The following is a 24,874-nucleotide window of genomic DNA, read 5'->3' as shown; positions in this document are numbered from 1 at the left end:
GATGCAGATTATGCTTTTCGAACAAATCGCACGGGCTTCTGGACGGCTGGCGGTGCGGCGCTTTACGCTGTTCGCATCAACCACGCCACTCATCGGAGAACGTATGCAAACCGCCCTACTCACCATTCCCGCCATGCAGGACCAGAGCGCCGCACTGGCCGTGGCCCAAGCCCTCGAAGCGGTCGCCGGCGTCGAGACCGTGCACCTGACCCTGGCCACCGGCAGCGCGCGGGTCGGCTACGACGAGGCGCGCGCCTCGGCCGATCAGCTGCGCCTGGCCGTGGCCGCCGCCGGCTTTACGGTGGCGCCGCCAGCCAGCGGCGGCTGCTGCGGCGGCTGCGGCGGCTGAGCCGCAGGCGGCGCGCGCATACGGCAGCCGGTGTGCTCTTCGGCGCCGGCGGCACCGGCCGTGCCGCCCATATTGCCGATCAGATCAGCGTGCCCAACGCTATTTGAGGCGGTGCTCGACGGCGAACACGGCGGCCTGCACGCGGCTGGCCAGTTTCAGCTTCTTGAGCACGTTCTGGACATGGATCTTGACCGTGCTTTCGGCCAGGTCCAGGTTGCGGGCGATGCACTTGTTGCTTTCGCCGCGCGCCAGGCTCTCGAGGATTTCCTTCTCGCGCGGGGTCAGCTTGTCGAGCTCGGACGCGGGAGCGTCGCCCGGGCCGCCAGCCTGCAACTGCGCCACCAGCTTGCCGGTCATGGCCTCGGCCACCACGGTTTCGCCGGCGGCCGCGCGGCGGATCGCACGCAGCAGGTAATCGGTGTCGATGTTCTTGATCAGGTAGCCGCTCGCGCCCGCGCGCAGCGCCGTGGCCAGGTCGTGCGACTCTTCCGACACGGTCAGCATGACGATGGCCGTATCCGGGCAATCCTGCCGCATCAGCTGCAGCGTTTCGACGCCGGACATGCCGGGCATGTTCAAGTCCAGCAGCACCACGTCGGGCTGCAGCTGGCGGGCACGCTTGATGCCTTCGACGCCGTCGGCCGCCTCGCCGACGACGGCAAACTCGGCGTGGCGCTGCAGGAGTGAGCGTATGCCGCTGCGAAACAGGCTGTGGTCGTCCACCAGCAGCACGCGGATCGGTTTATTCGTGGTGTCCATGATTCCTCTATCTATATTCGTATCAGGCGGCGCGGCGGCGTTCCTGCGGCAAGGTCAATGCGATCGTGGTGCCCGCGCCGGGGCTGGACGTGACGGCCAGCGTGGCCTCGATGCGCTGGGCGCGCTCGCGCATGATGTGAACGCCGACGTGGCTGTCGCCGCGGCCTTCGACCAGCGCCGGTTCGAAGCCGACGCCATTGTCTTCGATGCTGAGTAAAAAATCGTGCTTGTCTTCGAGGCGCACCAGCACCCGGCTGGCGCCCGCGTGCTTGCGCACGTTCGACAGCGCTTCCTGCACGATGAACAGCAGTTGCAGCTGCTGCTCGCGCGGGAACGGAGCGCCGTCCACGTCGGCCACCAGCTCGGCGGCGATGCCGGTCTGGCGGCGGAACTTGTCGACCGTGGTTTCCAGCGCGCCGATCAGGTTGCCCTCGACCAGGCGGCTGCGGAAGTTGTGCAGCAGCTCGCGCACATCCTCGTAACTTTCCTGCACGCCGGCGCGCAGGGCCGGCACGATCTCTTCCACGTCGCCGAACTTGCCGTCACCGACCGACTGCTCCAGCATCTGCACTTGCAGGTTGAGGAAGTTGAGGCCCTGGGCGATGCTGTCGTGCAAGCCCTGGGCCACCAGATTGCGCTCTTCCGATACCGCCATTTCGCGTTCGCGCGCGCCCAGGCGCAGGTTTTCGATGGCGGTGCCGAGCAGCTGGCCCAGCGTTTCGAGCAAGCCCTGCTCGCGCGCGTCGAGCACGCGCGCCGAACGGAAATGCAGATTGAAAAAGCCCAGGTGCTGCTGATGCGCATAAATATGGAACACCGAGACGGTGGCGAAGCCTTCACGGTGGCATTCGAGTTCGTAACTCTTGTCGAGCTTGCGCAGGTCGTGGATCACCGTCACTTTTTTCTGGACCGCTTCGCCGCACAGGCAGTCGCCGACCTTCATGCAGTGTTCGCGCTCGACCAGGCGCGGCGACAGGCCGTGGTGCACCACCATGTGCAGGTTGTCGCGGCCGGTATCGAGCACGCGCACCGAGCCGCCGTCGGCATGAAAATAGTCGCTGATGCGCTGCAAGAACCCTTGGCACAGCGGTTCCAGCGGCTGCGGACGCTGCAGGAAGGCGGCGCTGTCGTACAGCAGGGCCAGCTCGCGGTTCTGGTGTTCCAGCGCGGCCGTCTTGGTCTGCACCAGCCCGGCCAGGTTGCCGTACAGCGCCTGCAGGCGGTCGGCCATCTGGTTGAATCCCTGCGCCAGCTGGCCGAATTCGTCGGTGCTGTCGACCGCCAGGCGCACTTCAAAATCCTTGTCTTTCATGCGGCGCATGCCTTCGTGCAGGCGCGTGACAGGTTCGATGATCAGGCTGAACATGAGGTAGACCAGGCTGACGGTGCCGACCAGGGCCAGGGCCAGCAAGGCCAGCTGGGAGGCGCGCAGCCAGAAAGTGCGGGCTTCGCTGTCGCGCTCGACCAACTGGACCAGCGCATTGACGCGGCCCGCGAAACGGTCGGTACGCGCCAGGTAGCGTTGCAGCGCGCCGTCGCCGGCGCCGTGGCCGGCCGCCAGCGCCAGGGCGGCGGGACGCAGTTCGCGCTGCCACTCGGTGTTGATGCGCTCGAATTCGCCGAGGATGGAACTGGTGGGCGGCAGGAACAGCGGTCGCTGCGGGTCACCCTGGCGCAACTGGGCCAGGGTGGCGTCGATCTGCGCTATCTGCTGCCCCGCGCTGGCCTGGCGCGGCGCATCGTTCGCGGCGTCGCCCTCGTCCGTTTGCGACAACAGGATTGCCAGCCGGTAGCTGCTCATGCGCAGGCTGCCGGTATCGTTGATGGCGGCCGCGCTGCCTTCGAGCTGCCAGGACAGGTACAGCGTCACGCCGATGGCGAACAGGGCGAGCGCGAGGAAACCCACCAGCGCGCCGACGATCTTGGTCGAGAGCTTGTGGCGGGACGGAATGAGGGTGTCGAGGGTCATGGGTGCTCCTTGCTGACGCCATGATACGCTGCCGCGCTGCAAAATGTTGCCGCCAGTATGGCGCTCATCCACCGGTCTGCGACATGAAGCGGATGATTTTGCCGGGTTGCTCGCGAAATTCGTGTTTTTCGGGCTTGAGTTCGATGGCGGCGCGGATCGCCTGCTCCAGCTCGGCATCGCTGGCGCCGCCGCGCAGCAAGGGCCGCATCTCGACCTTGTCTTCCTGGCCGAGGCACAGGTAAAGGGTGCCGTCGACCGACAGGCGCACGCGGTTGCAGTCGGCGCAGAAATGCTGGGACATGGGGGTGATGAAGCCGACGCTGGTGCGCCCGTCCGGCGTGGCCAGGTAGCGTGCCGGACCGCCGCCGAGGGTGGCCGGCTGGTGGATCAGGCCGAAATGGCGGCGCAGGTGGCGTTCGATCGGGCCAAGGTCGAGCCAGGTGGCGTCGCGCCCGGTGGCGCCCATCGGCATCGCTTCGATCAGGCGCAGCACGAACTGGTGCTCGATGCAAAAGGCGACCATGGCGTCGATCTGGTGTTCGTTGACGCCGCGCAGGGCGACCATGTTGATCTTGATCGGATCGAAACCGGCCGCCTTGCCGGCCATGATGCCGTCGAGGATCATGCCAAGGCTGTCGCGCCCGGTGATCTGATGCATGCAGGCGCGGTCGAGCGAATCGAGGCTGACGTTGATGCGCGACACGCCCGCCGCGCGCAGCTCGGCGGCGTGGTGCTCAAGGCGCGTGGCGTTGGTCGAGAGCGACAGGTCGTCGATGCCGGGCAGGCTGGAGAGCCGTCCGGCGAGGTCGGCCAGGTTGCGGCGCAGCAGCGGCTCGCCGCCGGTCAGGCGCAGGCGGCGCGTGCCGAGACGGGCAAAGGCGCCCACCAGGCGCTCGATTTCGTCGAAGGTGAGCCAGTGCTGCGGTTCCTCGAAGCCCTTGAAGCCTTTGGGGATGCAATAGCTGCAGCGCAAGTCGCAGCGGTCCGTCACCGACAGGCGCAGGTATTCGATCGATCGCCCGTACCGGTCGCGCAGCATGGCCCTACTCCCTGAAGATTGATGACAGGCTGATTGTAGCGGGATGGGATGGGTTTGAATGTGCCCATGACGGGCTAGCTGGACTAGTCATAAAGGACTAGATGCCGCACCGGTGCAGACACGCCGGTGCTGAGCGACGATGGCCACGACCTGGCGGCGGCGAGCGCGAACTGCTGCACGCCAGCGGGCTGATCGCATCGCCGGAGAACCAGCGCGGCTATCAGTCGATTTGCCTGGAAAAGGAGTTTGGCGCGACCCGGGTGGTGGGCATGCGCGAGCTGGAAAAACCGGCATGGCACTGGACCACGCGCTGATATGCCAGGCGCGCCTGTAGCGGACGCGCCGCTTCCTGCCTGCGATCAGAAGCCAGGTTTTGGCCCCTCGGTTTCATAGCTCACGGCTTCGGCTTCGCCGTCGATCAGCGCAGGCAACTGCTCGGCGAGGGTCTTGAAATGCGACGTCTGGAAGTGCTCATCCAGATCGGCCCGGCTCTTCCACAGCTCGAAAAAGACGAACTTGTTCGGGGTATGCGGCGATTGAAGGAAATCGTAGCGAATGCAGCCGGGCTCAGCACGCGAGAGCGGCGCCAGCATGGCGGCGAGTTCGATCAGGGCCGGCCCTGCATCCGGTTTGGCGGTGAGTGTTACGGAAAAAACCAGCATGTGTGCTCCATGGCGTACGTTGAGATAGGAAAGATTGCGGCGGTTTGCCCGATGCGCATGAAGAATTGAAACTTCAGCAATCTTTCCTGAATTATAACCGCCATGCTGTCATGCCGCTGGCAGGCGGCCCGTTTCGCCGATCAGGATCAGCGACAGGGGCGTGCCTGTTTCCGGATGTGCCGGTTCGCGCAGGTCCACCAGGCTCAAGCCGCCATCCCTGAACAGGCCGGGCCAGCTTGCGAGCGTACGGAGTTACCAGGGCGCCGGATCGGAAAACGCGTCGCTGAAGCCGGCCCAACTGCCCGCGCGCCAGCCGTCGCGGCAGTCTCCCGCAGCGCAGGCCGCAGCCGGATGCATCGCCTGGACGATCAGCGCGCCGCCGGGGTACGAGAGCACGCGAAAATCGCCATCGCCCGCCGCGCGCGGCTGCGCACGGCGACGACTGCCTTGCGATGTTAACGTGTCAAGCGCTGCGTGCCGTGCTGCCCTGTAGGTTAGGTGCGCCACATACCGCCGCGCCGTTGTTACGTACCATGAAGTCTGCCTGCTTCGCTACCGAAGCGCATCGAACGTCTTGACACTGAAAGCGCAGACAGACATGGACTCGATTAACAAGAACCAGCCGGAAGATAATTACAAGGATTTGGGCGGCAGCGCAGCGCTCGAGAAACTGAAAGATGTAGTCGACAGCGCGGAAACCTGCTTCTTCTGCACCCGGCATGAAGGCAGTGCAAGGCCAATGAGCGTGCGCCAGGTGGATGAACAGGGCAACCTGTGGTTTCTCAGCGCCGACGACAGCCACAAGAATAAGGAGATCGCCGCCGATCCGGCCGTGAAGCTGTATTTCCAGGGCTCGACCAATTCCGAATTCCTCGTCCTCGACGGCGTGGCCACGATCACGCGCGACAAGGCCAGGATCAAGGAACTGTGGACCTTCATCCTGAAAACCTGGTTCACCGAAGGCGAAGACGATCCGCGCATCACGGCCATTAAGGTGACGCCAGGCCAGGGCTACTACTGGGATAACAAGCACGGCAAGGCCGTCGCGGGCGTGAAGATGCTGGTGGGCGCCGTGATCGGCAAGACCCTCGACGACTCGATCGAAGGCAATATCACCGTCTGACGCCGCACTGCGCAGCCGGCACCGGAGCGCGCGTGGCGTGGGATGGCGTGACATTGGCGGCGTCGGCTCTCCAGTCGGATCAAAACGCAGCTCAGGCCACGCCCAGCGCCCGCGCCAGTTTGCACAGATAGTCATAGAGTCGGGCACTGGAGTGCGGCAAGTATGGGAGCAGCGATTTGTAATCGAAGTTGGGGCGATTGGTCGCCCACGCCAGCGCTGCCGCTATCCGTTCGAGCGTCTCATCGTCGTGATCGGCCCTGATCAGGCTTGCCTGGGTTTGCGCCAGCCCGGCAAAATCGGTGACCTCATGCGTGAACAAAATGCGGTAGAGAACGAGGCGCAAGGACTGGACACGTCCGAGGTCGCTTTCCGCGCGGGAATGCATCAAGCGGACACTCCTGCCTGGACGCTGTCGACGTCCTCAAAGAAAACGCCGATCCAGGCATCGAGCGCTGCCCAGAAGTTGACCACTTCGGGGTGCCCCGGATCGTCATGCCACCAGATCAATCCCGTCGCGATGCCCTCAGGCGCCGAGAAATCCAGACACAGGTAATCGCCACCGCCGTTGTGAAAAACGGTCAGGACCTTGCCGATATCGACGGGCATGCCCGCAGCCGTCTCGTCATCGATATCGAAGCGGTCATCGGACAGGTAAGCCCAGTCCCCGACAGGCAGCGGCCCCATGGAATTGGCGGACAAAAAGGTCCAGCCGTTATGCACCGTGGTGTAAAAGTCGCGGAACTGTTGCGGAATGCGCGGCCACACCGCCTGGAACTGTTCAGGCGCGGCCGCCAGCGGCGGATGCCCCCGATACCCATACAGCTCGCCGCCGGCGGTAAACGGATACAGCAGCGACACGGCACGGTCCACATCGGCCAGCAATAGCAGCGGCCTGGCCTGTTTGTCGAAAAAGGCCGCCACGTTCGGCAATTGCGCCGAAAAATCACGCCAGCCGGCGGATGCCTCCAGGCGCCCGCTCGCCTGCTGCGCCTGCAGGATCGCCACCCATTGCGGCGGCACCGGCAAGCCGGACGGGAGTTCCGCCGCCGTTTCCGCCAGCAGCGACGGCCGGATGAAACGCGGCAGCGCATCCCACACCGCTTGCTTGCTGATATTCATGATCATGCCGAATGACCGAGACGGCCGGGCTTGCTATCTGGTGCGTGAAAGGACATCCGGCGTTGCTCCCGCAAGTGTGAAAAACAGATCGATTCCGACCGCAGCACAGGCTCGAACGGCCGCGCAACATGTAAAAAAAGGAAGCTTATCGTTTTGGAAATTGGATATACTAGCATGATTATGTTGATTTTTAGATACTGAATTCAGCCTTCCGACGACCACGACCAAGCACGAGCCCGCATGACAAATCATTTCGATTCAAACGGTTGGACCAGTTTCAATAGTACCTTGCGAAAAATGCAGCAGAGCTACGAGATGGCGGGCGACCAGGCACGGCGCGACATGCACCGGCGCCTGCGGCGCCTCTCGAATCACATGGTCGAGTCGCTCGAACGCATCGGAGATGCCACGCTGCAGATTGAAAGTGTGCGTTGCGGCATGTTTGTTTCCACAGCGCTCGACCGGTCCGAACACCGTTTTACGGAATTGCTCAAGGCCCAGCTGGCCGGCCTTGACCTGTCGCAGGTGTGGGTGGTGCTGTGGGCAGCGGCCAAGGAAGTGGCCCTGTATGTGGGCGGCGGCGCCGTGCTCGGCGGCGCCATCGGTGGCGGCCTTGGCGCGCTGGGCGGCGGTATCGGCGCGGTGCCGGGCGCGGCGGCCGGAACCGCCCTGGGTGCCCAGCTAGGCACCGAAGTCCTGGTCTGGATGGGCTTGGGCGAACTGGTCATCCACATCGGCAAGACCATCCCCGACATGGCCGTCAAGATGATCGAAGGCTTTGCCCTCGCCTGGCAGGCAGGCCGCCTGCCCGAAAGCGCGCGCGCGCAGTCCGCCACCATGATGCAGCAGTCGGTCGATGCGTTTGCCCAAGGCACGATGCTGCTGTTCATCGCGATCCTGTCGGCCATCGCGCTGTATCTGTCGCGCGGACAAGCCAAACAGACCATGCTGCTGCAGCATTTGAGCAACAGCAAGCTGGGACCCAGGTTTTCCAGCTGGGTTGGCGCCAACCGCGACAAACTGGTCAACCATCCGGCCCTGCAGCCGCGTAGCGCCGCCGCCGATGTCGACTCCGCCGCGGCCGCCGCCAAAGCCAAACCTGCGCCGCCGGCAAGCAAGCAGGCGGGCGAACCGGTGAACAACCCGGCGCCGGTCAAGGAAAAACCCCGAAAGGAAGGCGAAGCCGCCGAGTCCTGCCCGGTGTGCCTGCTGGTGGCCAATCCGGTCAACCCTATCTCGGGCAGCAAGATCCTGGCCGGCAACAGCGAACGCGATTTTGCGCTGCCCGCCGCCCTGCCCCTGGTCTGGCAACGCATCTACAGCTCGGCGCAGCGCAAGGCGGGCTGGCTTGGCCAGGGCTGGAGCACGCCGCTGTCGGACGCGCTGCACATCAGCGACGGCCAGGTGGTCGTGCTGGACGCGTTTCATCGCGAAATCACCTTCTCGCTGCCGCGCGTGGGCGATGCGCTGTATTCGCTGTCGGAAAAAATCACCCTGGAGCGCACCGGCGAACGCAGCTTCGAGCTGATCGATGAAAAGGGTTTGCGCAATCAGTTCGCCATGCTCGGACGCGCGTACGACACCGCCGTGCTGGTCGGCATGGTCGACGCCAACGGCAACAAGATCAGCATCGCCTGGAACGCGCGGCACATGCCCGAATCGATTGAAGACAGCGCCGGCCGCGTGTTCGTGCTGGACTTCATCGAGCATCGCGGACAGATGCGTCTGGGCAGCGTCAGCGTGCAGCGCGACCCGGTCGATTACGAGGAAGCGACCAATGAGGTGCTGGTGCAGTACGCGTACGATGAACTGGGCAACCTGTCCGAGGTGCGCAACCGCATGGGCCAGGTCGTGCGCCAGTTCGCCTACAGCAATCACGTCATGGTCGAGCACGCGCAGCCGGGCGGGCTGGTGTCGCGCTACGAATACGATGAATATGAATGGACCGGCAAGGTCACGCGCAACTGGACCAACAATGGCATGTCGTGGGATTTCCGCTACCTTGCCGGCGAAACGGTCGTCACCGACAACCTGGGGCGCCAGCAGCACTACCGCTTCGACAAGAAACGGCGCTTCACCGGCATGGTCGACGCCATCGGCGGCGAGACCACGCGCCGCCTCGACAGCAACGGCAACCTGATCGGCATCGTCCATCCGGGCGGGCAAAGCACCAGTTACCGCTATGACGGCCGCAGCCGCGTGGTGCGGGTGGAAAGCGGCGGCAAGGGCACCGGGATCGTGTACGACACCGTGTTCGACAAGCCGGCCCTGATCACCGATGCACTCGGCGCCACGACCGCGCTGCGCTACGACGAGCGCGGCAACCTGCACAGCGTGACCGACGCGCTCGGCCAGCGCACCACCTACCAGTATGACGAACAGGGTCTGCCGGTGAAGGTGGTCGACGCCGCCGGCGGCGTCAAGCGGCTGGCGTTCAACCGCGCCGCGCAACTGATCAGCTACACCGATTGCTCGGGCCAGAGCAGCTACTACAGCTACGACCTGGACGGGCGCCTGCTGCGCGTGACCGATGCCAACGGCGGCGCCACCTCGTATGCGTACGACGCCGCCGGACGATTGATGAGCGCGGTACAGGCGGACGGCACGACCGAGCGCTACGAATACGATGCGCTGGGCCGCCTGCTGGCGCGCATCGATGCTGCCGGCAACCGCACCAGCTACGAGCTCGACGAAGACGGCAAGCCGCGCAAGCGCATCGATGCGCGCGGCGGCGTGCTCGCATACCGTTACGACGACGTGCGGCGCATGGCCGAACTGATCAACGAAAACGGCGACGTGCACCGCTTCGTCTACGACGCGCTCGACCGCCTGATCGAGGAAACCGGCTTCGACGCGCGCCTGACGCGCTACCGCTACGACGACGGCGGGCAGCTGGTCGCCAAGGAAGAACACGGCAGCGGCGCGCGCACCGAATACACCCGCATCGACACCAGCTTTGTGCGCGACAGCGCGGGCCAGCTGGTCGACAAGATCATCTCGCGCGTGACCGGCGAAGCGCGCGCGGAACAGCTGCGCCTGCGCTACGCCTACGACGAGCTGGGCCGGATGACGCAGGCCGCCAATGCCGATGCGCAGGTGTCGCTGCAGTACGACGCGCTGGGCCGGCTGGTGGCCGAGCGGACCGACAGCGACGCTGGCACCACGCTGCTGCGCCATGCCTACGACGAGATGGGCCACCGGATCCAGACCGTGCTGCCCGATGGCCGGGTGCTCAACAACCTGTTCTACGGCTCGGGCCATCTGCACCAGATCAATATCGATGGCGAGGTCGTCACCGACATCGAGCGCGACCAGCTGCACCGTCCGGTCAGCCGCACCCACGGCGCCCTGACCAGCCAGTTCCGCTACGACTCCGCGGGGCGGCTGCTGTCGCAGGTAACCGGCCAGATCGGCGCGGGCGAAGGCGCCGGTCCCGTGATCGCGCGCCAGTACGAATATGACGACAGCGGCAACCTGCTGGCCATCGACGACAAGCGCAACGGCCGCACGGCATACAGCTACGATGTGATCGGACGCATTCTGTCGGCGGTGCAGCCGCGCTCGGACGAGCGCTTTGCGTTCGACCCCGCGCATAATCTGCTCGATGACACCATCGCCGGCGTGGGCCGGGTCGAAGGCAACCGCGTGCGCGTGTTCGAAGACAAGCGCTACGAGTACGATGCGCACGGCAATCTGAGCGAGAAGCTGGTCGGCAGCCACACGCAAATGCGCTTCGAGTGGAACGGCGCGCATCAGCTGGTCAAGGCGGTCATCACGCGCAATGCGCAGGGCGATCAGCCGGCCGTGCACACGGTGAAGTATGCGTACGACCCGTTCGGGCGCCGCATCGCCAAGCGCGACAAGGCCGGCACGACCCGCTTCGCCTGGGACGGCAACCGCCTGCTCGGCGAATCGCGCGAAGGCCACAGCCGCACCTACATTTACGAGCCGGATTCGTTCGTGCCGGTGGCGCAGTTCGATATCGCTGCGCCGACGGGTGGCGAAACCGGTGCCCAGGCCCGGCCTGTTCTTCACTACCTGCATACCGACCACCTCGGCACGCCGCGCGAAGCCACCGGACCCGATGGCGAGCTCGCGTGGGGCGCCACGTTCAAGGCATGGGGCGCGGTACTGGAAGAGACGGCGCCGCGAACGGCAGCGCTGCCGGATGGTTTGGACCAGTTCCAGGCAATCCGTTTCCAGGGCCAATACCACGACATCGAAACCGGTTTGCACTACAACCGCTTCCGCTACTACGATCCGGACGTCGGCCGCTTTGTGTCGTGCGACCCGATCGGTCTGCAGGGTGGCAACAATCTGCATGCCTACGCCCCGAATCCGACCCAATGGGTCGATCCGCTCGGGCTGACGCCGTGCCAATGCGGCGCCGATCATACGGGAATGTCGTTCGAGCAAATATTGATCGCCCATGGCGCCGAAAAGCGTGCCCTGATCGTCGCCGAAATCGAAGCGGCGGTTCAGCCATCGATTCAACGCATCCTGGCGCTCGATCCGAATGCGCGGGTTGGCTTCCGGGGCAGCCTGGTCGATGGCTTGAAAAACGATACGAAGCTTGGGCCGCAGGGAGAGCGGGTCGCATTCGACGGTCACGTCGCCACCAAAAACGGCGAGCCGTACACAGGGCAGCAAGGATATGACGTCGATTTCCTTGTCGTCAGCAATACACTGGCCAAAGGGTTCAAGAAGAACGTCTTCTTCAAGGATATCAGCAAACTGGACAGATCATTGAAGGATACGTTCCGTGAGCTGCGAACCACGCTGGAAGGCAAGGAAGTGCTCAGTGGGATGAAGAGTGAGCTGCCTGTCTTCAGGGTGTTTACCGAGAGGCAAATCGCTAATAAACCGGACGCCCCTCACTATTTCACGCCAGTCGAATAAGGATCAATACAAATGTCAGACAACAGCATGCTTGCGATCGTCGAAATTCCCGCCGCCGCGTCTCTCGAAGAAACGGCGCGCCAACTCGGACGCGCGATGGACGGAATCGAATTCACGCTCGACGACACCGGCCGTTACGAGGAAGTGCCGGCCTTCGTTGCCGGTGATCCGGATGAGGGAGCGAGCTTCATCCTGTTCGGCATACCCGAGGGTGAAGAAGGCGACGCCTACATCCTCGAATTTGCCGCCGAGACGGATGTATCCATTCCGGAGTTTCAAAAAACCGCCCCGGATTTCGTGCGTCACTTCCTGTGCGAAAAAGGTGTCGATTCCAGCGGTTATCTGGACTACTCCGACGAGCTGGCCAACGCGCTGAAGCTGCGCGGAGTCTCAGCCGCGGTACCCGTCGAGTAGCGCTCGCGGGGTCGGCATCACTGGCCGTGCAGCGCACGCAAGAGCATTTCCAAGTCAAGAAACGGTAACAAACATTCTGTAGTATTTACCGGCACCCTGTTCGGTTGAGCCGCAACTCAGTCGAGCAGGCCTCACGGAATACAAGCGACGTTCACGCGACATTGGCAGTCTTTTAAAGGCGCATCCCATGAATACAAAATCGAACTCGGTCAACACGACTATATCAGCATGGTGTAAAGCCGCGCTGGCCTCCGGCATCGCATTGAGCGCCGTGGCGGCGCATGCCGACGACTTCCCGAAGTGGAATGCGGCCATCACCAAATACAATGAAAAGCAGGTAAGGAACTTTCATCCGACCTTCGACTTCGATTCGGATGGCTGCTACGCGGCCACGCCATTTCACCGCAACGAGCAGCTGCGGCAGAATCCGGGCAAGAATGCGACCGGTTCCGTTTCCGGTGGATGCCGCGACGCCGACTGGACCGTCTACGCCAACACCGTACACCGGCAGCTATGCAAGGCCAGCGTCGAAGGCGCCGACAAAGTCGAACGCTGCGCCCATTTTTACGAGCTGTATTTTGAAAAAGACCAGGCCATCGGCCTCACCTTCCTCGGCGGCCACCGGCACGACGTGGAGACGGTCATTGTCTGGACCGGCAAAGTGAACGACCAGCCCGACTTCGTCTCGCATGTATCGACCAGCGCCCACGGAAAATACACCACGCGCGCCATTGGCCAGCTGCAGACCCATAAGGGCCACCCGCTGGTGGTCTACCACAAGGACGGCGCCGGCACCCACGCCTTCCGCTTCGCCAATGCCGAGGACAAAAAGCGTGTCGAGTTCCTCGGCAACTGGGGCGAGTTCCATGCGCCGGACATCATCAGCCATTACAGCGCGGTAGCCGACTGGAACAGCGACGAAACTGTCCGCTACCAGGCCAACCGGGATTACCGCCTGGCGCTGGAAGCGTCCAATTTCGGCAGCGCCTCGTTCAAGACGCGCAACGACAGCGACTTTGCGAACGCCGCCAACAGCACCGTGCCACGCAGCGACGCCTTCTGGCGAAGTACGTCTTTTTCGCTGGACGACGTGTGGAGCACCAGAGCGAGCGAGTTCAAAGCCAACTACCCGCAAACCTACCTGCAAATCAGAGAATAGAAGCAGCCAGGGGAGGCGTCGACCGGCCGTGACGCCTCCCGCCAATCCTCCCATCCCTTCCCCGCCATGCTGAACATCGATGTAAACGCCAAACATTTCCACGCCGCACTTGCCGAACACTGGAAGACCGATTCATTGCCCGATTTTATCGGCATCATCGCCGGTGACGGGACCATGCTCGCCATGGAGGAAAAGGAGGATTACGTCGACAGGCGTGCGCGCTACGATATTCGTCCGGCCGGCGTCACCTCGATCGACAGTTTTTTGGGAGATCCGGAACACTATTTTACCGAAGTCACTCCCTATATCCACCGCGCGCCGATCTCCGGCACCGACGCTTACGCGATCTGCGGCGAAGGCGTGATGGGGAACGAAGGTTTTGTCGCGGTGGTGAACCCTCGCGGGCTGGTCTGGGCAGCGTGTTTCAGTGTGTCGAATCCGTTTTATGAAGTGCGGGTGGTCGATTATTGTGTGGAAGCGAGGAGCACCCACGAAATCATCTGGCGCTTCCCTGTCGAGCGGCCATGGGAGATCGGTTTTACTTACCTTGATTTTTAAGAAACACGCACGCCACACACCGGGCATCGACGGTTTGCTTTCTGCGTTGTATAGTCGAGCCATCGACACTTCAACAAAGCGAGCCATGGCCGAGAAATCTGAGATCCTGTTCGGCGTTGCCGAAGCCAATGACGACACCCTGGCCGCCACGCGCTTGCGCGCCATGGCCGACGAACTGGGCGAACCCGATCACATCGATCTGGACGAGGACCGCGCATTCCGCGTCAACATTTATGCGTTTGGCCGCAATTTCGTCGAAGAATGCGACGTCGATGCCGAGGATCAGGAGGGCTACGTGCTGGTGACGTCCGGCATGAGCGACCGGATCATGACCGGGCCGGACGGTGAAGACCTGGACGAGTCCCTGGCGACCGAGCTGGTCTGGTATGTGCCGGATCTTAATCCAGCCTATTTTTCCACCTTGCGCTGGCTGGCGAAACTGCCCGACACGGACCGCACCTGGTTCGGCCAGGGCCACACGGTACCGTTGCCGGCCCCGCCGCTGGAGGGCTGCCCGTTTCAAACCTTCCTGTTCCTGCCGCCCATCATCCGCACCGACCGCGAACTGTTCGAACATATTGAACATGGCGGCCATCAGATTGCAACCTTGTGCGTGCACCTGATCGCGGAGAGCGAGTACGCGCTCGCCAGGAACAGCGAGGAAGGCCTCGGCGAGTTACTCGACCTGCTCGACGACAACGATCACCCGCACGTCTTCAACCCGGCGCGCCGCCCCTACGTTTAACGACGCACAGGATAGCTTGATGCGCAGACTGATGAAAACCCAATGGCACGATCTGCGCGATCAATTGCTCAAGCTGGACGATAACGCCGAGCCGGAACGCATTTTCAGCACGCTCGTCGCCGGCTTCAGGAAATACCGCGCCCAGTTCAGCAGCAAACCGTTTTCGCACCGGCGCTTCGCTCAATACTTCAGCATGAAGGCCGCGGACTATCCCGTCGCACAGTCGGGGATGCGGGATGATGCCTTCCGGCACTTCAAAACCCGCATCGGCCAATATGAAGTCAAAACGGACCTGGACTCCATCGTCGTCACTCTTCACGATGCGATTGAGCAGTTGCTCGTTGTGCACGTCGAACAGTGTTGTCCTGTGTGCGGCCAATCCGATGCCTATATGTACAAAACCGTCGGCACCGGGCAGCTTGTGCTGGAATGCCAGGATTGCTTCCATGTGCAGGGCTGCGCTGGCGAGCCGTACGACCAGAGCAGGGTCACCTATGCGCGCAACGACGATATAAGCGCACTCGATCCCGTCGCCACCTGTGCGCGAGCTGGCGATGGCGTGGCCGCGAACGGGCCGCAGGCCGCACCTGGACGCACGGCGCGCATTCGTGTCGACTTTGGCGACATGCTGGAGTACAACCTGGTCGTACTATCGCGCCGCGACGAAGAAACCGACTCCTGCGGCGCGCCGGTCTCATTTTACCGGGGCATGCCCGTCGCCATCTTCGATGAAGATACCGATGAGCAAGGCAATCTTGACGATCTCATCGCCGATGGCCATGCCGAACCGGTAACCGTGCCGCCGCCCTGGTGCCCGGACGCCACATGGCTGTGCAGGATCGACAAGAACGGCATCCGGCACGCATCCGAGGCCCGCTAGCAAGGCTACCGGCCTGGCGCCTTACTGCACCAGCGGACTGTCCGCGCCTTCCATGCTCAAGCCCTCGATCTGCGCCTGCCCCACCAGGATATGCAGATACTGGTGCGTTGCGCGCTGGCTCGACTGGCGGTCGAGATAGGCCGCGATCTCGCTTTTTACCGCCTCGAACGGCAACAGCCGCCCTTCCACCCGGCGCAAGGCCTGCACGATATGCAAGCCGAAGCGCGTCTCCAGCAAGCGCCCGGCCAGCTCGCCTTCGCGCAGGCGGAACACCAGTTCCTCGAACTCCGGCACACATTGCCCGCGCGACAACTGTCCCAGGCTGCCGCCCACCTTGCCGGAACTGCAGTTCGAATACTCCGCGGCCAGTTCGTCGAAGCGCTCCGGATGCGCCTGCAACTCTTCCAGCACGGCTTCCCCGGTGGCGCGCAGCAATTCCAGCGGCGCGCCCGGCGTCACCTGGAACAGGATATGGCGCGCTTCGACCATGTCGCCGCTGGTGTAACGCTGGGCATTGTTGCGATACCACGTCGTGCATGCGGCCTCATCGGCCTTGGGCACCTTGATTTGCAGCGCCAGCAAGGCGTCGATGCGGGCATCGTCATCTTCCCCGGTAATCTCCAGCGTATCGGCCTGCTGCAGCAGCAAGGTCCTCAGCACCAGTTCATGCACCGCTTCCTTGAGCGGATTGTCCGCTGCCTGATGATGCGGCAGCTCTTGCTCGATCGCGACATCGTCGATATCCACGCCATTGACTGAAATACCCATGATGATTCTCCTGATTAACGGCTACGCACGAGCTGGTAAGCGCGGCCAAGATACGTCAACGCGCCGAATCCGCTCCACACGTGCACCAGGCGGGTGAACGGGAAGATCACGAACAGCGACATGCCCATGAACAGATGCAGCTTGAACAGCAGCGGCGCGTCAATGATGAAGGCGGCCGCATCGCCGCGGAAGGTCACGATGTGCTGCGCCCAGTTCATCAGCAGCACCATCATGTGCCCGTCCATGTGGCCGGCCGAGACGAAAATCGACGACAGGCCCAGCAGCAAGGTCGCCAGGATCCACAGCAGCACGATCTTGTCCTTGAAGGTCGTCGCATGGCGCAGGCGCTCGTTGGCAAAGCGGCGCACCAGCAGCAGCACGATGCCGGCCAGGCACAGCAGCCCCATGACGCCGCCGGCCACCATCGCCACCAGCTGCTTGAGGCCATGGCTCACGCCCAGCGTATCCCACACCCACACGGGCGTGAGCAGCCCGGCCATATGCCCGAAGAACAGGCCGATGATCCCGATATGAAACATGATGCTGCCGGCCCGCAGGCTGCCCTGGTGCAGCACCTGGGTCGATTCCGACTTCCACGTGTATTGCTCGCGGTCGAAACGGATCAGGCTCCCGAGCAGGAAGATCGCCAGCGCGATGTAGGGATAAATCCCGAACAGAAATTGATGCAGGTAGTCCATGATGCTTCCTTTACACGCTGGCAGCGGCGCGCGCCGTGCGGGGGTAGAAATTGATCGGATGCGTGCCGGGTGCGCCGGTCGGCTTGAGCAGGGGTTCGACCCCGTCCATGCCAGGACCGAAGGTTTCCAGCGCCTCGTCCATGTCGCGCACCGGCGGCTCGCTCAGTTCCTCCGCCGCCACCGGACTGAGATGCTCCAGCACGGTGAACACGCCGGCGTAGGCACTGCCGTTGGCGGCCAGCTTGCGCCCGATATGGGCCAGCACGTGCACCGCGTCCGACAGCAGGCGGGCGGCCTCCTCCGTGGTTTGCTGCGACAGGAATTCGAGAAACAGCGGCACGAAGTCGGGCAAGTCGTCGCCCGTCATGTGCAGGCCGTGCTTCTTGTACTCTTCCATCAGGTCGACCATGGCCTGGCCGCGGTCGCGCGACTCGCCATGAATATGCTCGAACAGATGCAGCGAATGCGACGGATTGCGGTCGAACGTCATCACATAGTTTTGCTGCAGGTCGATCAGGGCGCCGTCGCTCAGGTAAGCGAACAGCGGCAGCAGCGGCGCGTGCAGTGCCGGCGAATGGGCTATCGCGTTCGCCAGCGCGGGCAACTCCGCGATCAGCTCCGGTTCCGGGTACAGCAGCAGGCTGGAGAGCACCTGGTAGTGTTGAGTCGTTTTCATCATGCCTCCTGAACGTCTTTTTTCTTGCGTGACTTGGGCATCGCCATGAAGATGGCCGAACCCTGCTTTTTCTTGCCGAACAGGCTAGTTTCCGTCACGCCGTCCGAGCAGCCGTTGCCAAAGCTGAAGCCGCACGAGCCTTTTTCGTTGAAGCTGTCTTCCGCCATTTCCTTGTGGCTGCTCGGAATCACGAAGCGGTCTTCGTAATTGGCGATCGCCATGATGTGGTACATGTCCTCGACCATATCCTTGGTCAAGCCGACCTGTTCCAGCACGGTCAGGTTCTCGACCTTGTCCACGCTCTTGCTGCGCATGTAGGCACGCATGGCCAGCATGCGGTCGAGCGCGCGGATCACGGGCGGCTGGTCGCCGGCAGTCAGGAGGTTGGCCAGGTACTGCACCGGAATGCGCAGGCTGCTGGTGTCCGGCAAAATGCCATTCATGCCCATCTTGCCGGACTCGGCCGCAGCCTGGATCGGCGACAGCGGCGGGATGTACCACACCATCGGCAGGGTCCGGTATTCCGGATGCAGCGGGAAGGCCACTTTCCAGTCGACCGCCATCTTGTAGACGGGCGACTTCTTGGCCGACTCCAGCCACGCATCGGGAATGCCCTGGCGCCGCGCTTCGGCGATGATGGCCGGGTCGTGCGGGTCGAGGAACAGGCCCAGCTGCGCCTGGTACAGGTCGCGCTCGTCGGGCACCGACGCCGCCGCTTCGATCTTGTCGGCGTCGTACAGCAGCACGCCCAGGTAGCGGATGCGGCCGACGCAGGTTTCCGAGCACACCGTCGGCTGGCCCGCTTCGATGCGCGGATAGCAGAAGGTGCACTTTTCGGCCTTGCCGGACGACCAGTTGTAGTAGATCTTCTTGTACGGGCAGCCGGAAATGCACATGCGCCAGCCGCGGCATTTATCCTGGTCGATCAGCACGATGCCGTCGTCCTCGCGCTTGTACACCGAGCCGGACGGGCAGGATGCCACGCAGGTCGGGTTCAGGCAGTGCTCGCACAGGCGCGGCAGGTACATCATGAAGGTATTCTCGAAGGTGCCGTACATCTCCTTCTGCATGTTGTCGAACAGCTTGTCCTTGCTGCGGGCGGCGAATTCCCCGCCCAGGTCGTCTTCCCAGTTCGGGCCCCATTCGATCTTGTCCATCTTCTTGCCGGTCAAGACAGAGATCGGCCGCGCCGTCGGCGGCGTTTCCGACAGCGGCGCATTCTGCAGGCGCTCGTAGTCGTAGGTGAACGGCTCGTAATACTCGTCGATGGCCGGCAGGTTCGGGTTGGCGAAAATGTTGGCGAGGATTTTCAGGCGGCCGCCCTGGCGCGGCTCGATCTTGCCGGCGGCGTTGCGTTTCCAGCCGCCATTCCATTTATCCTGGTTCTCCCATTCCTTCGGGTAACCGATGCCCGGTTTCGTCTCGACGTTATTGAACCACGCGTATTCGACGCCGTCGCGGCTGGTCCAGACGTTCTTGCAGGTGACCGAACAAGTGTGGCAGCCGATGCACTTGTCCAGGTTCAACACCATGCCGATTTGCGCTCTGATCTTCATACGTGTGCTCCATTCTTTTCTTCTACCAGGGGGCCTTCCAGCCACTCCACCTTGTCCATCTTGCGTACCAGCACAAACTCATCGCGGTTCGAGCCCACCGTGCCGTAGTAATTGAAGCCCCACGCCAGCTGTGCGTAGCCGCCGATCATGTGGGTCGGCTTGGTCACGGTGCGCGTGACCGAGTTGTGGATCCCGCCGCGCTTGCCCGACAATTCCGCACCCGGCGTGTTGATGATCTTTTCCTGGGCGTGGTACATCAAGGTCATGCCTTCCGGGATGCGCTGGCTGACCACCGCCCGCGCCGTCAAGGTGCCGTTGACGTTGAACACCTCGATCCAGTCGTTGTCGACGATGCCGGCGTTCTTTGCGTCAATCTCCGAAATCCACACGTGCGGGCCGCCACGCGACAGGGTCAGCATGCGCAGGTTGTCCGAATACGTGGAGTGGATGCCCCATTTCTGGTGCGGCGTCAGGAAGTTCAGCGCAATTTCCTTATTGCCGTTCGGTGCCGCACCCAGCATCGCCGCCGTGGTCTTGGTGTCGATGGCCGGTTTGTACACGCACAGCCCCTCGCCAAAATCGCGCATCCAGCGGTGATCCTGGTAGAACTGCTGGCGCCCGGTCAGGGTGCGCCATGGGATCAGTTCGTGCACGTTCGTATAGCCGGCCGTGTAGCTGACCTCTTCCGATTCCAGCCCGGACCAGGTCGGCGACGAGATGATCTTGCGCGGCTGTGCCTGCACGTCGCGGAAGCGGATCGAATCGTGTTCGCGCGGCAGCGCCAGGTGCGTGTGGTCGCGTCCGGTCATGGTCGACAGCGCGGCCCAGGCCTTGACAGCCACGTGGCCATTCGTTTCCGGCGCCAGCGACAGGATCATTTCGGCGGCATCGATTGCCGTATCGAGGCGCGGCTGGCCCTGCGAGACGCCCTCTTCCGTTACCGTGCGGTTGATACCACGCAGCACTTCCACTTCATGGCCGGTCTTCCAGCCAATGCCCTTGCCGCCGTTGCCCAGTTTTTCGAGCAGCGGGCCGATCGAGGTGAACTTCTTGAACACCTCCTTGTAATCGCGCGTCACCACGGTCAGGTTGGGCATGGTCTTGCCGGGAATCGGCTCGCACTCGCCGGCGCGCCAATCCTTCGGATCGAACGGCTGGCCCAGCTCGCCCGGGGTATCGTGCATCAGCGGGGTCAGCACCAGATCCTGCTGGGTGCCCAGGTACTCGCCGCCGATTTCCGAGAACTTCTCGGCGATGCCCTTGTAGATTTCCCAGTCCGACTTCGACTGCCACAGCGGTTGCACGGCTTCCGACAGCGGATGGATGAAGGGATGCATGTCCGACGTGTTGAGGTCGTCCTTTTCATACCAGGTGGCGGTCGGCAGCACGATGTCGCCGTACAGGCAGGTGGTCGACATGCGGAAGTCCAGCACCACCACCAGGTCCAGCTTGCCTTCGGCGGCGGGACGGATCTTCACGTCGCGCGGCTTGACGCAGTGGGTTTCGTCGCTCATCAGCGCGTTCTGGGTGCCCAGCAAGTACTTGAGGAAATACTCATGGCCCTTGCCCGAGCTGCCCAGGATGTTCGAGCGCCATACAAACATATTGCGCGGGAAGTTGGCCGGATTGTCCGGGTCGTCGCAGGAAAAATTGAGCTTGCCGGCCTTGATCTGGCCGACCGCGTAGGCGGCCGGGTCCATGCCGGCGGCCGCCGCGGCGCGCGTCACTTCCAGCGGATTGGTCTCGAGCTGGGGCGCCGATGGCAGCCAGCCCATGCGTTCAGCCTTGGCGTTGTAGTCGATCAGCGACATGGGCGCGACGTCGTCCCCGGCCGATGGCGAGGAAATTTCGCTCGTGTGCAGCTTTTCGTGGCGCCACTGGCTGGTGTGGGCGTAGAAGAACGAGGTACCGTTCATCTGGCGCATCGGACGGTTCCAGTCCTGGGCGAAGGCCAGCGGGGTCCAGCCGGTTTGCGGACGCAGCTTTTCCTGGCCGACGTAGTGGGCCCAGCCGCCGCCCGACTTGCCGATGCAGCCGCACATCATCAACAGGTTGATGATGCCGCGGTAGGTCATGTCCATGTGGTACCAGTGGTTCAGCGCGGCACCGACGATGACCATGCTCTTGCCCTGGGTCTTGTCGGCGTTTTCGGCGAACTGGCGCGCCACGGTGATGACGTCGGCGGCCTTCACACCGGTGTGCTTGACCTGCCATGCCGGCGTGTAGGGAATATCGTCGTCGTAGCTGGTAGCGACGTTACCGCCGCCCAGGCCACGGTCGATGCCGTAGTTGGCCAGGGTCAGGTCGAACACGGTGGTCACCAGCGCGGTCGTACCGTCGGCCAGCACCAGCTTCTTGACCGGCACCCGGCGCATCAGCATGTCGCTCGCATCCTTGCCGCCGAAGTAGGCGAAGCCGACTTCGGCGACGGCATCGCTGCACTTGATCAGCGAGAGCAGCGGGTCGATGGCCTTGCCGCTGGTGCCTTCTTTCTGTTCCAGGTTCCAGCGGCCCGACTCGCCCCAGCGGAAACCGATGGAGCCGGCCGGTGCGCAGATGGCACCGGTCGCTTCATCGATGACCAGGGTTTTCCAGTCGGGATTGTTGGTTTCGTCAAGATTGTCGGCCAGGTGCGAAGCGCGCAGGAAGTAATCGGGCACGAGGGCGCCGTTGGTTTCCTTGAGCATGACCAGCATTGGAAAGTCGGTGTACTGCTTGGCATAGCCCCGGAAGTAATCCGAACCGCCCTCGGCGTGGAATTCCTTGAGCACGACGTGGCCCATGGCCAGCGCCAGCGCCGCGTCGGTGCCCTGCTTCGGCGCCAGCCAGATATCGCCGAACTTGGCCATTTCGCCGAAATCGGAGGAAACGGCCACCGTTTTCGTGCCCTTGTAGCGCACTTCCGTGTAGAAGTGGGCGTCCGGCGTGCGCGTCATCGGCACGTTCGAGCCCCACACCATCAGGAAAGTGGAGTTGTACCAGTCGGCCGATTCCGGCACGTCGGTCTGTTCGCCCCACACTTGCGGGCTCGCTGGCGGCAGGTCGCAGTACCAGTCATAGAAACTGAGGGCCACGCCGCCGATCAGCGACAGGTAGCGGGTGCCGGCGGCGTAGCTGACCATCGACATGGCGGGAATCGGCGAAAAGCCGACGATCCGGTCCGGGCCGTATTTTTTGATGGTGAAGGCGTTGGCGGCGGCGATGATCTCGTTGGCATCATCCCAGTTGGCGCGCACGAACCCGCCCAGGCCGCGGATCGATTTGTACGATTTGGCGCGTTCCGGGTCCTGGCTGATGTAAGCCCAGGCGGCGATCGGATCCATGGTCAGGCGGGCTTCGCGCCACATCTGCATCAGGCGGCCGCGCACCATCGGGTATTTGACGCGCTGGGCCGAGTACACGTACCAGGAATAGCTGGCGCCGCGCGGGCAGCCACGCGGTTCGTGGTTAGGCAGGTCGGGACGGGTGCGCGGGTAATCGGTCTGCTGGGTTTCCCAGGTGATCAGGCCATTCTTGACATACACCTTCCAGCTGCACGAACCGGTGCAATTTACGCCGTGGGTCGAGCGCACGATCTTGTCGTGCTGCCAGCGCTGGCGATAGGCGTTTTCCCACGTACGGTCCTCGTGGACGACGGCGCCGTGGCCGTCGGAAAACGTCTCCTTGGGGCGATTGAAGAACTTCAGACGATCCAGAAAATGACTCATGCTGCCTCCGCTTGAATGAGAGCGGCGCCTTCGACAAGGGCGCAACCCGATGAAAGCAGTCTACGCAGCGGCAGTCATGATGCATATTGGCAAGAAGGTGGTGCGGCGCGGCGACAAGGACTAGGCTGCCTAGTCCTTTGTGGCTATGGAGGGTGCCGGATGGATACGGTATACATGCGCTATCTGAACATGAACCTGAAGGAACGACCGATGAACATCACCAGTTATGACGACCTGATCCACGCCGCGCGCGCCCAGCCGCAACCGCAGCGCCTGCTGTTTGCCTTTGCCCGGGCGGAGTTGCCCGACGACGCAGGCGCCGACCAGCGCGCCGGTTTCGCCGAGCAGCGCGGCGGCGCGCTGGCCCCGGTCATGTGCGTGGACAAGACCGCCGACGAACTGGGCAGCTTTGCCGATCTGGTGGCCGAGTCGAAGCACACCGGCAAGGAGTGGGATATCGTGTTCGTCACCACCATGTCGGGGCGAAATGGACAGCCGCCGGCCTCGACCGAGGCGGAAGCGCCGCTCAATATGATGGTGACTTATATCCACACGGGCCAGATCGGGCAGTTCCTGGCGTTTGGGCGGGATGGGGAATTGCGCCAGTTTGCACAAGCATAGGGCTCGCTGCGATCGCGACGCGGTCGCTCCGGACGTGCGCATCAAGCGATAAGGCCAGGCCCCATGCGGCGTGCCGGGGGCCGTTGGTAATCCATCAAGCGCTGGCCAGGCCTGCGCGCAAGGGTTCGCACCGGTCCCGCGCAAGCGCCAGGACGTCGTCCACTTTGGCGCGTGCGATTGCCAGCGGGAACACGCCGCAGTCCGCCTGGCCCTCTTGATGAATCTGCATCATGCATGCCTGCGCCTGGTCCGGCGGCATGGCCAGGACCGATTCGAGCACCTCGACCACGAATGCCATCCGCATGTAGTCGTCATTAAAAATTACCAGCCGCGCTTCATCGCTGACTGGCGCGAGCGCGTCGTCCCGCTCCGCGCCATCGGTGGCCGCACCGTGCGCGATGCGACAGACTAGACGGTAGCGATCAAGGCCATGCTCTTCCAGGGCACTGGCTGCAATGCCGATGCGATCGTGGACGACGGCAAATAGAAAGACGCCGAGATCGACCGGCTTCGCCATGTTGATAGCGCGGCCCGCCGCCTCCAACAGCGCCTGCTTCAAATGCTCGCTAGGTAATATTCTTCGTTCCAGCAAATCATCCAACTTCGCGGTCCAGATCGGCACGCATTGCGCGAGGCGCGCTCCCCAGCCGCTTGGCCAGTGGTAGGCTTTTGCCCCTTCAGCAAGCTGATCAGCCACAACGGTGCGCATATTCCCATGCAGCTCGGCCACCTTCCCTGCCGGCATGCATTCTTTCAATATCGCGCGGGCGGCGTCGTCCTCGATCACATGGATCAGCACGCGTTCCAGCGTGAGGCGTTTGTCATAGTGGCGCCGGCATGAGGCAAACGATTCTTGCAGCACGCGTTCGAGGTCAGTAGTGGGAGCGCCAGTGGCGATATTCAAATGGGCCATGCGATCGCCTTTTATCCCTGCGGGAAGATTATATAAGTTTCAACAAGGAACGAGATGTTATCCAGTCGTGGCGTCGCGGTCAATTGGATCGTTGGTGCGAAGATTGATGACCGTTGGCGCCGCGCGCGGCCGGACGGCCTGTCAACGTCACGGCAACACGTATGCGAGGGCGAACGAGGACAGGTGTTGTGCCGACGCCTCATGGCAATAGATTAAACAATGGCCTGCGCTCCCGCTTCCGCAAACCCGACCGGCACGGG

At 63.1% G+C, this 24,874-nt stretch carries 23 protein-coding genes; 10 read left to right on the top strand and 13 right to left on the bottom strand.

Annotated features, from left to right (window positions below; genetic code table 11):
• The first annotated feature begins 103 nt into the window (after window positions 1-103).
• Window positions 104-349: a heavy-metal-associated domain-containing protein gene (locus tag RBA41_RS00880; RefSeq protein WP_306620053.1), complete on the top strand. Its 246-nt coding sequence runs from the start codon at window positions 104-106 to the stop codon at window positions 347-349.
• A gap of 99 nt (window positions 350-448) precedes the next feature.
• Here the strand turns inward: RBA41_RS00880 and RBA41_RS00875 are convergent, their stop codons facing one another.
• The 3 genes from RBA41_RS00875 to moaA form a co-directional block, all read right to left on the bottom strand.
• Entirely contained in the window at window positions 449-1,108 is a 660-nt protein-coding gene (locus tag RBA41_RS00875; protein ID WP_306620051.1) for a response regulator, read from the bottom strand.
• Between the two features lie 22 nt (window positions 1,109-1,130).
• The gene (locus RBA41_RS00870; RefSeq protein WP_306620049.1) at window positions 1,131-3,077 is read right to left on the bottom strand and encodes a type IV pili methyl-accepting chemotaxis transducer N-terminal domain-containing protein; all 1,947 of its coding nucleotides are present in this window, start codon (window positions 3,075-3,077) and stop codon (window positions 1,131-1,133) included.
• A gap of 64 nt (window positions 3,078-3,141) precedes the next feature.
• Entirely contained in the window at window positions 3,142-4,116 is a 975-nt protein-coding gene (gene moaA / locus RBA41_RS00865; protein WP_306620046.1) for a GTP 3',8-cyclase MoaA, read from the bottom strand.
• 101 nt (window positions 4,117-4,217) lie between these two features.
• On the opposite strand from moaA, the gene RBA41_RS00860 reads away from it, so the two are divergent.
• Window positions 4,218-4,430: a hypothetical protein gene (locus RBA41_RS00860; RefSeq protein WP_306620044.1), complete on the top strand. Its 213-nt coding sequence runs from the start codon at window positions 4,218-4,220 to the stop codon at window positions 4,428-4,430.
• A gap of 45 nt (window positions 4,431-4,475) precedes the next feature.
• Here the strand turns inward: RBA41_RS00860 and RBA41_RS00855 are convergent, their stop codons facing one another.
• Together RBA41_RS00855 and RBA41_RS00850 are read right to left on the bottom strand one after the other, a co-directional pair.
• Entirely contained in the window at window positions 4,476-4,778 is a 303-nt protein-coding gene (locus RBA41_RS00855; RefSeq protein WP_306620042.1) for a putative quinol monooxygenase, read from the bottom strand.
• Window positions 4,779-5,030: 252 nt separating this feature from the next.
• Window positions 5,031-5,174 carry a hypothetical protein gene (locus RBA41_RS00850; RefSeq protein WP_306620040.1) on the bottom strand — a complete coding sequence of 48 codons (144 nt, stop codon included), beginning with the start codon at window positions 5,172-5,174 and terminating at the stop codon, window positions 5,031-5,033.
• Window positions 5,175-5,376: 202 nt separating this feature from the next.
• On the opposite strand from RBA41_RS00850, the gene RBA41_RS00845 reads away from it, so the two are divergent.
• A complete protein-coding gene (locus RBA41_RS00845; protein WP_306620038.1) occupies window positions 5,377-5,901 on the top strand; it encodes a pyridoxamine 5'-phosphate oxidase family protein in 525 nt (174 codons plus the stop codon).
• A gap of 91 nt (window positions 5,902-5,992) precedes the next feature.
• On the opposite strand, the gene RBA41_RS00840 is transcribed toward RBA41_RS00845, so the two are convergent.
• Both RBA41_RS00840 and RBA41_RS00835 read right to left on the bottom strand, forming a co-directional pair.
• Entirely contained in the window at window positions 5,993-6,289 is a 297-nt protein-coding gene (locus RBA41_RS00840) for a hypothetical protein (RefSeq protein WP_306620036.1), read from the bottom strand.
• Window positions 6,286-7,020 (bottom strand): SMI1/KNR4 family protein, encoded by a 735-nt coding sequence (locus RBA41_RS00835; RefSeq protein WP_306620034.1) that lies wholly within the window; start codon window positions 7,018-7,020, stop codon window positions 6,286-6,288. Before RBA41_RS00835 ends, RBA41_RS00840 begins: the two co-directional genes overlap by 4 nt.
• 240 nt (window positions 7,021-7,260) lie before the next feature.
• On the opposite strand from RBA41_RS00835, the gene RBA41_RS00830 reads away from it, so the two are divergent.
• The 6 genes from RBA41_RS00830 to RBA41_RS00805 all read left to right on the top strand — a co-directional run bounded on the left by RBA41_RS00830 (window position 7,261) and on the right by RBA41_RS00805 (window position 15,675).
• The gene (locus tag RBA41_RS00830) at window positions 7,261-11,919 is read left to right on the top strand and encodes a DUF6861 domain-containing protein (RefSeq protein WP_306620032.1); all 4,659 of its coding nucleotides are present in this window, start codon (window positions 7,261-7,263) and stop codon (window positions 11,917-11,919) included.
• Between the two features lie 27 nt (window positions 11,920-11,946).
• Window positions 11,947-12,333, top strand: a complete 387-nt coding sequence (locus tag RBA41_RS00825) for a hypothetical protein (RefSeq protein WP_306620030.1) — start codon at window positions 11,947-11,949, stop codon at window positions 12,331-12,333.
• Window positions 12,334-12,520: 187 nt separating this feature from the next.
• On the top strand, window positions 12,521-13,492 hold the full coding sequence (locus RBA41_RS00820) for an NPP1 family protein (RefSeq protein ID WP_306620027.1): 972 nt from the start codon (window positions 12,521-12,523) through the stop codon (window positions 13,490-13,492).
• Between the two features lie 66 nt (window positions 13,493-13,558).
• Window positions 13,559-14,050, top strand: coding sequence for a hypothetical protein (locus RBA41_RS00815; RefSeq protein WP_306620025.1), 492 nt, complete (start codon window positions 13,559-13,561; stop codon window positions 14,048-14,050).
• A gap of 85 nt (window positions 14,051-14,135) precedes the next feature.
• A complete protein-coding gene (locus RBA41_RS00810; protein WP_306620023.1) occupies window positions 14,136-14,795 on the top strand; it encodes a suppressor of fused domain protein in 660 nt (219 codons plus the stop codon).
• A gap of 19 nt (window positions 14,796-14,814) precedes the next feature.
• Entirely contained in the window at window positions 14,815-15,675 is an 861-nt protein-coding gene (locus RBA41_RS00805; RefSeq protein WP_306620022.1) for a hypothetical protein, read from the top strand.
• Window positions 15,676-15,696: 21 nt separating this feature from the next.
• Here RBA41_RS00805 and RBA41_RS00800 read toward each other — a convergent pair whose 3' ends face one another.
• From RBA41_RS00800 to RBA41_RS00780, 5 genes are read right to left on the bottom strand one after another with little or no spacing between them, the layout of a single operon-like run.
• Window positions 15,697-16,443, bottom strand: coding sequence for a peptidylprolyl isomerase (locus tag RBA41_RS00800; RefSeq protein WP_306620020.1), 747 nt, complete (start codon window positions 16,441-16,443; stop codon window positions 15,697-15,699).
• A gap of 14 nt (window positions 16,444-16,457) precedes the next feature.
• Window positions 16,458-17,141 (bottom strand): respiratory nitrate reductase subunit gamma, encoded by a 684-nt coding sequence (gene narI, locus RBA41_RS00795; RefSeq protein ID WP_306620018.1) that lies wholly within the window; start codon window positions 17,139-17,141, stop codon window positions 16,458-16,460.
• A 10-nt stretch (window positions 17,142-17,151) separates the two neighbouring features.
• The gene (gene narJ, locus RBA41_RS00790) at window positions 17,152-17,817 is read right to left on the bottom strand and encodes a nitrate reductase molybdenum cofactor assembly chaperone (RefSeq protein WP_306620016.1); all 666 of its coding nucleotides are present in this window, start codon (window positions 17,815-17,817) and stop codon (window positions 17,152-17,154) included.
• Window positions 17,817-19,373 (bottom strand): nitrate reductase subunit beta, encoded by a 1,557-nt coding sequence (gene narH / locus RBA41_RS00785; protein WP_306620014.1) that lies wholly within the window; start codon window positions 19,371-19,373, stop codon window positions 17,817-17,819. Before narH ends, narJ begins: the two co-directional genes overlap by 1 nt.
• A complete protein-coding gene (locus RBA41_RS00780; RefSeq protein WP_306620012.1) occupies window positions 19,370-23,080 on the bottom strand; it encodes a nitrate reductase subunit alpha in 3,711 nt (1,236 codons plus the stop codon). Before RBA41_RS00780 ends, narH begins: the two co-directional genes overlap by 4 nt.
• Before the next feature lie 159 nt (window positions 23,081-23,239).
• Here RBA41_RS00780 and RBA41_RS00775 point away from each other — a divergent pair, with 159 nt between their 5' ends.
• The gene (locus tag RBA41_RS00775; RefSeq protein WP_306620010.1) at window positions 23,240-23,701 is read left to right on the top strand and encodes a ribonucleotide reductase subunit alpha; all 462 of its coding nucleotides are present in this window, start codon (window positions 23,240-23,242) and stop codon (window positions 23,699-23,701) included.
• A 94-nt stretch (window positions 23,702-23,795) separates the two neighbouring features.
• On the opposite strand, the gene RBA41_RS00770 is transcribed toward RBA41_RS00775, so the two are convergent.
• Window positions 23,796-24,614: an ATP-dependent Clp protease adaptor ClpS gene (locus RBA41_RS00770; RefSeq protein ID WP_306620008.1), complete on the bottom strand. Its 819-nt coding sequence runs from the start codon at window positions 24,612-24,614 to the stop codon at window positions 23,796-23,798.
• Window positions 24,615-24,874: the final 260 nt, after the last annotated feature.

It is taken from the genome of Massilia scottii, assembly GCF_030846495.1.
Lineage (GTDB): Bacteria > Pseudomonadota > Gammaproteobacteria > Burkholderiales > Burkholderiaceae_D > Telluria_A > Telluria_A violaceinigra.
Note: the sequence above shows the minus strand (reverse complement) of the source record. Positions and strands in the feature narration are given on the sequence as shown.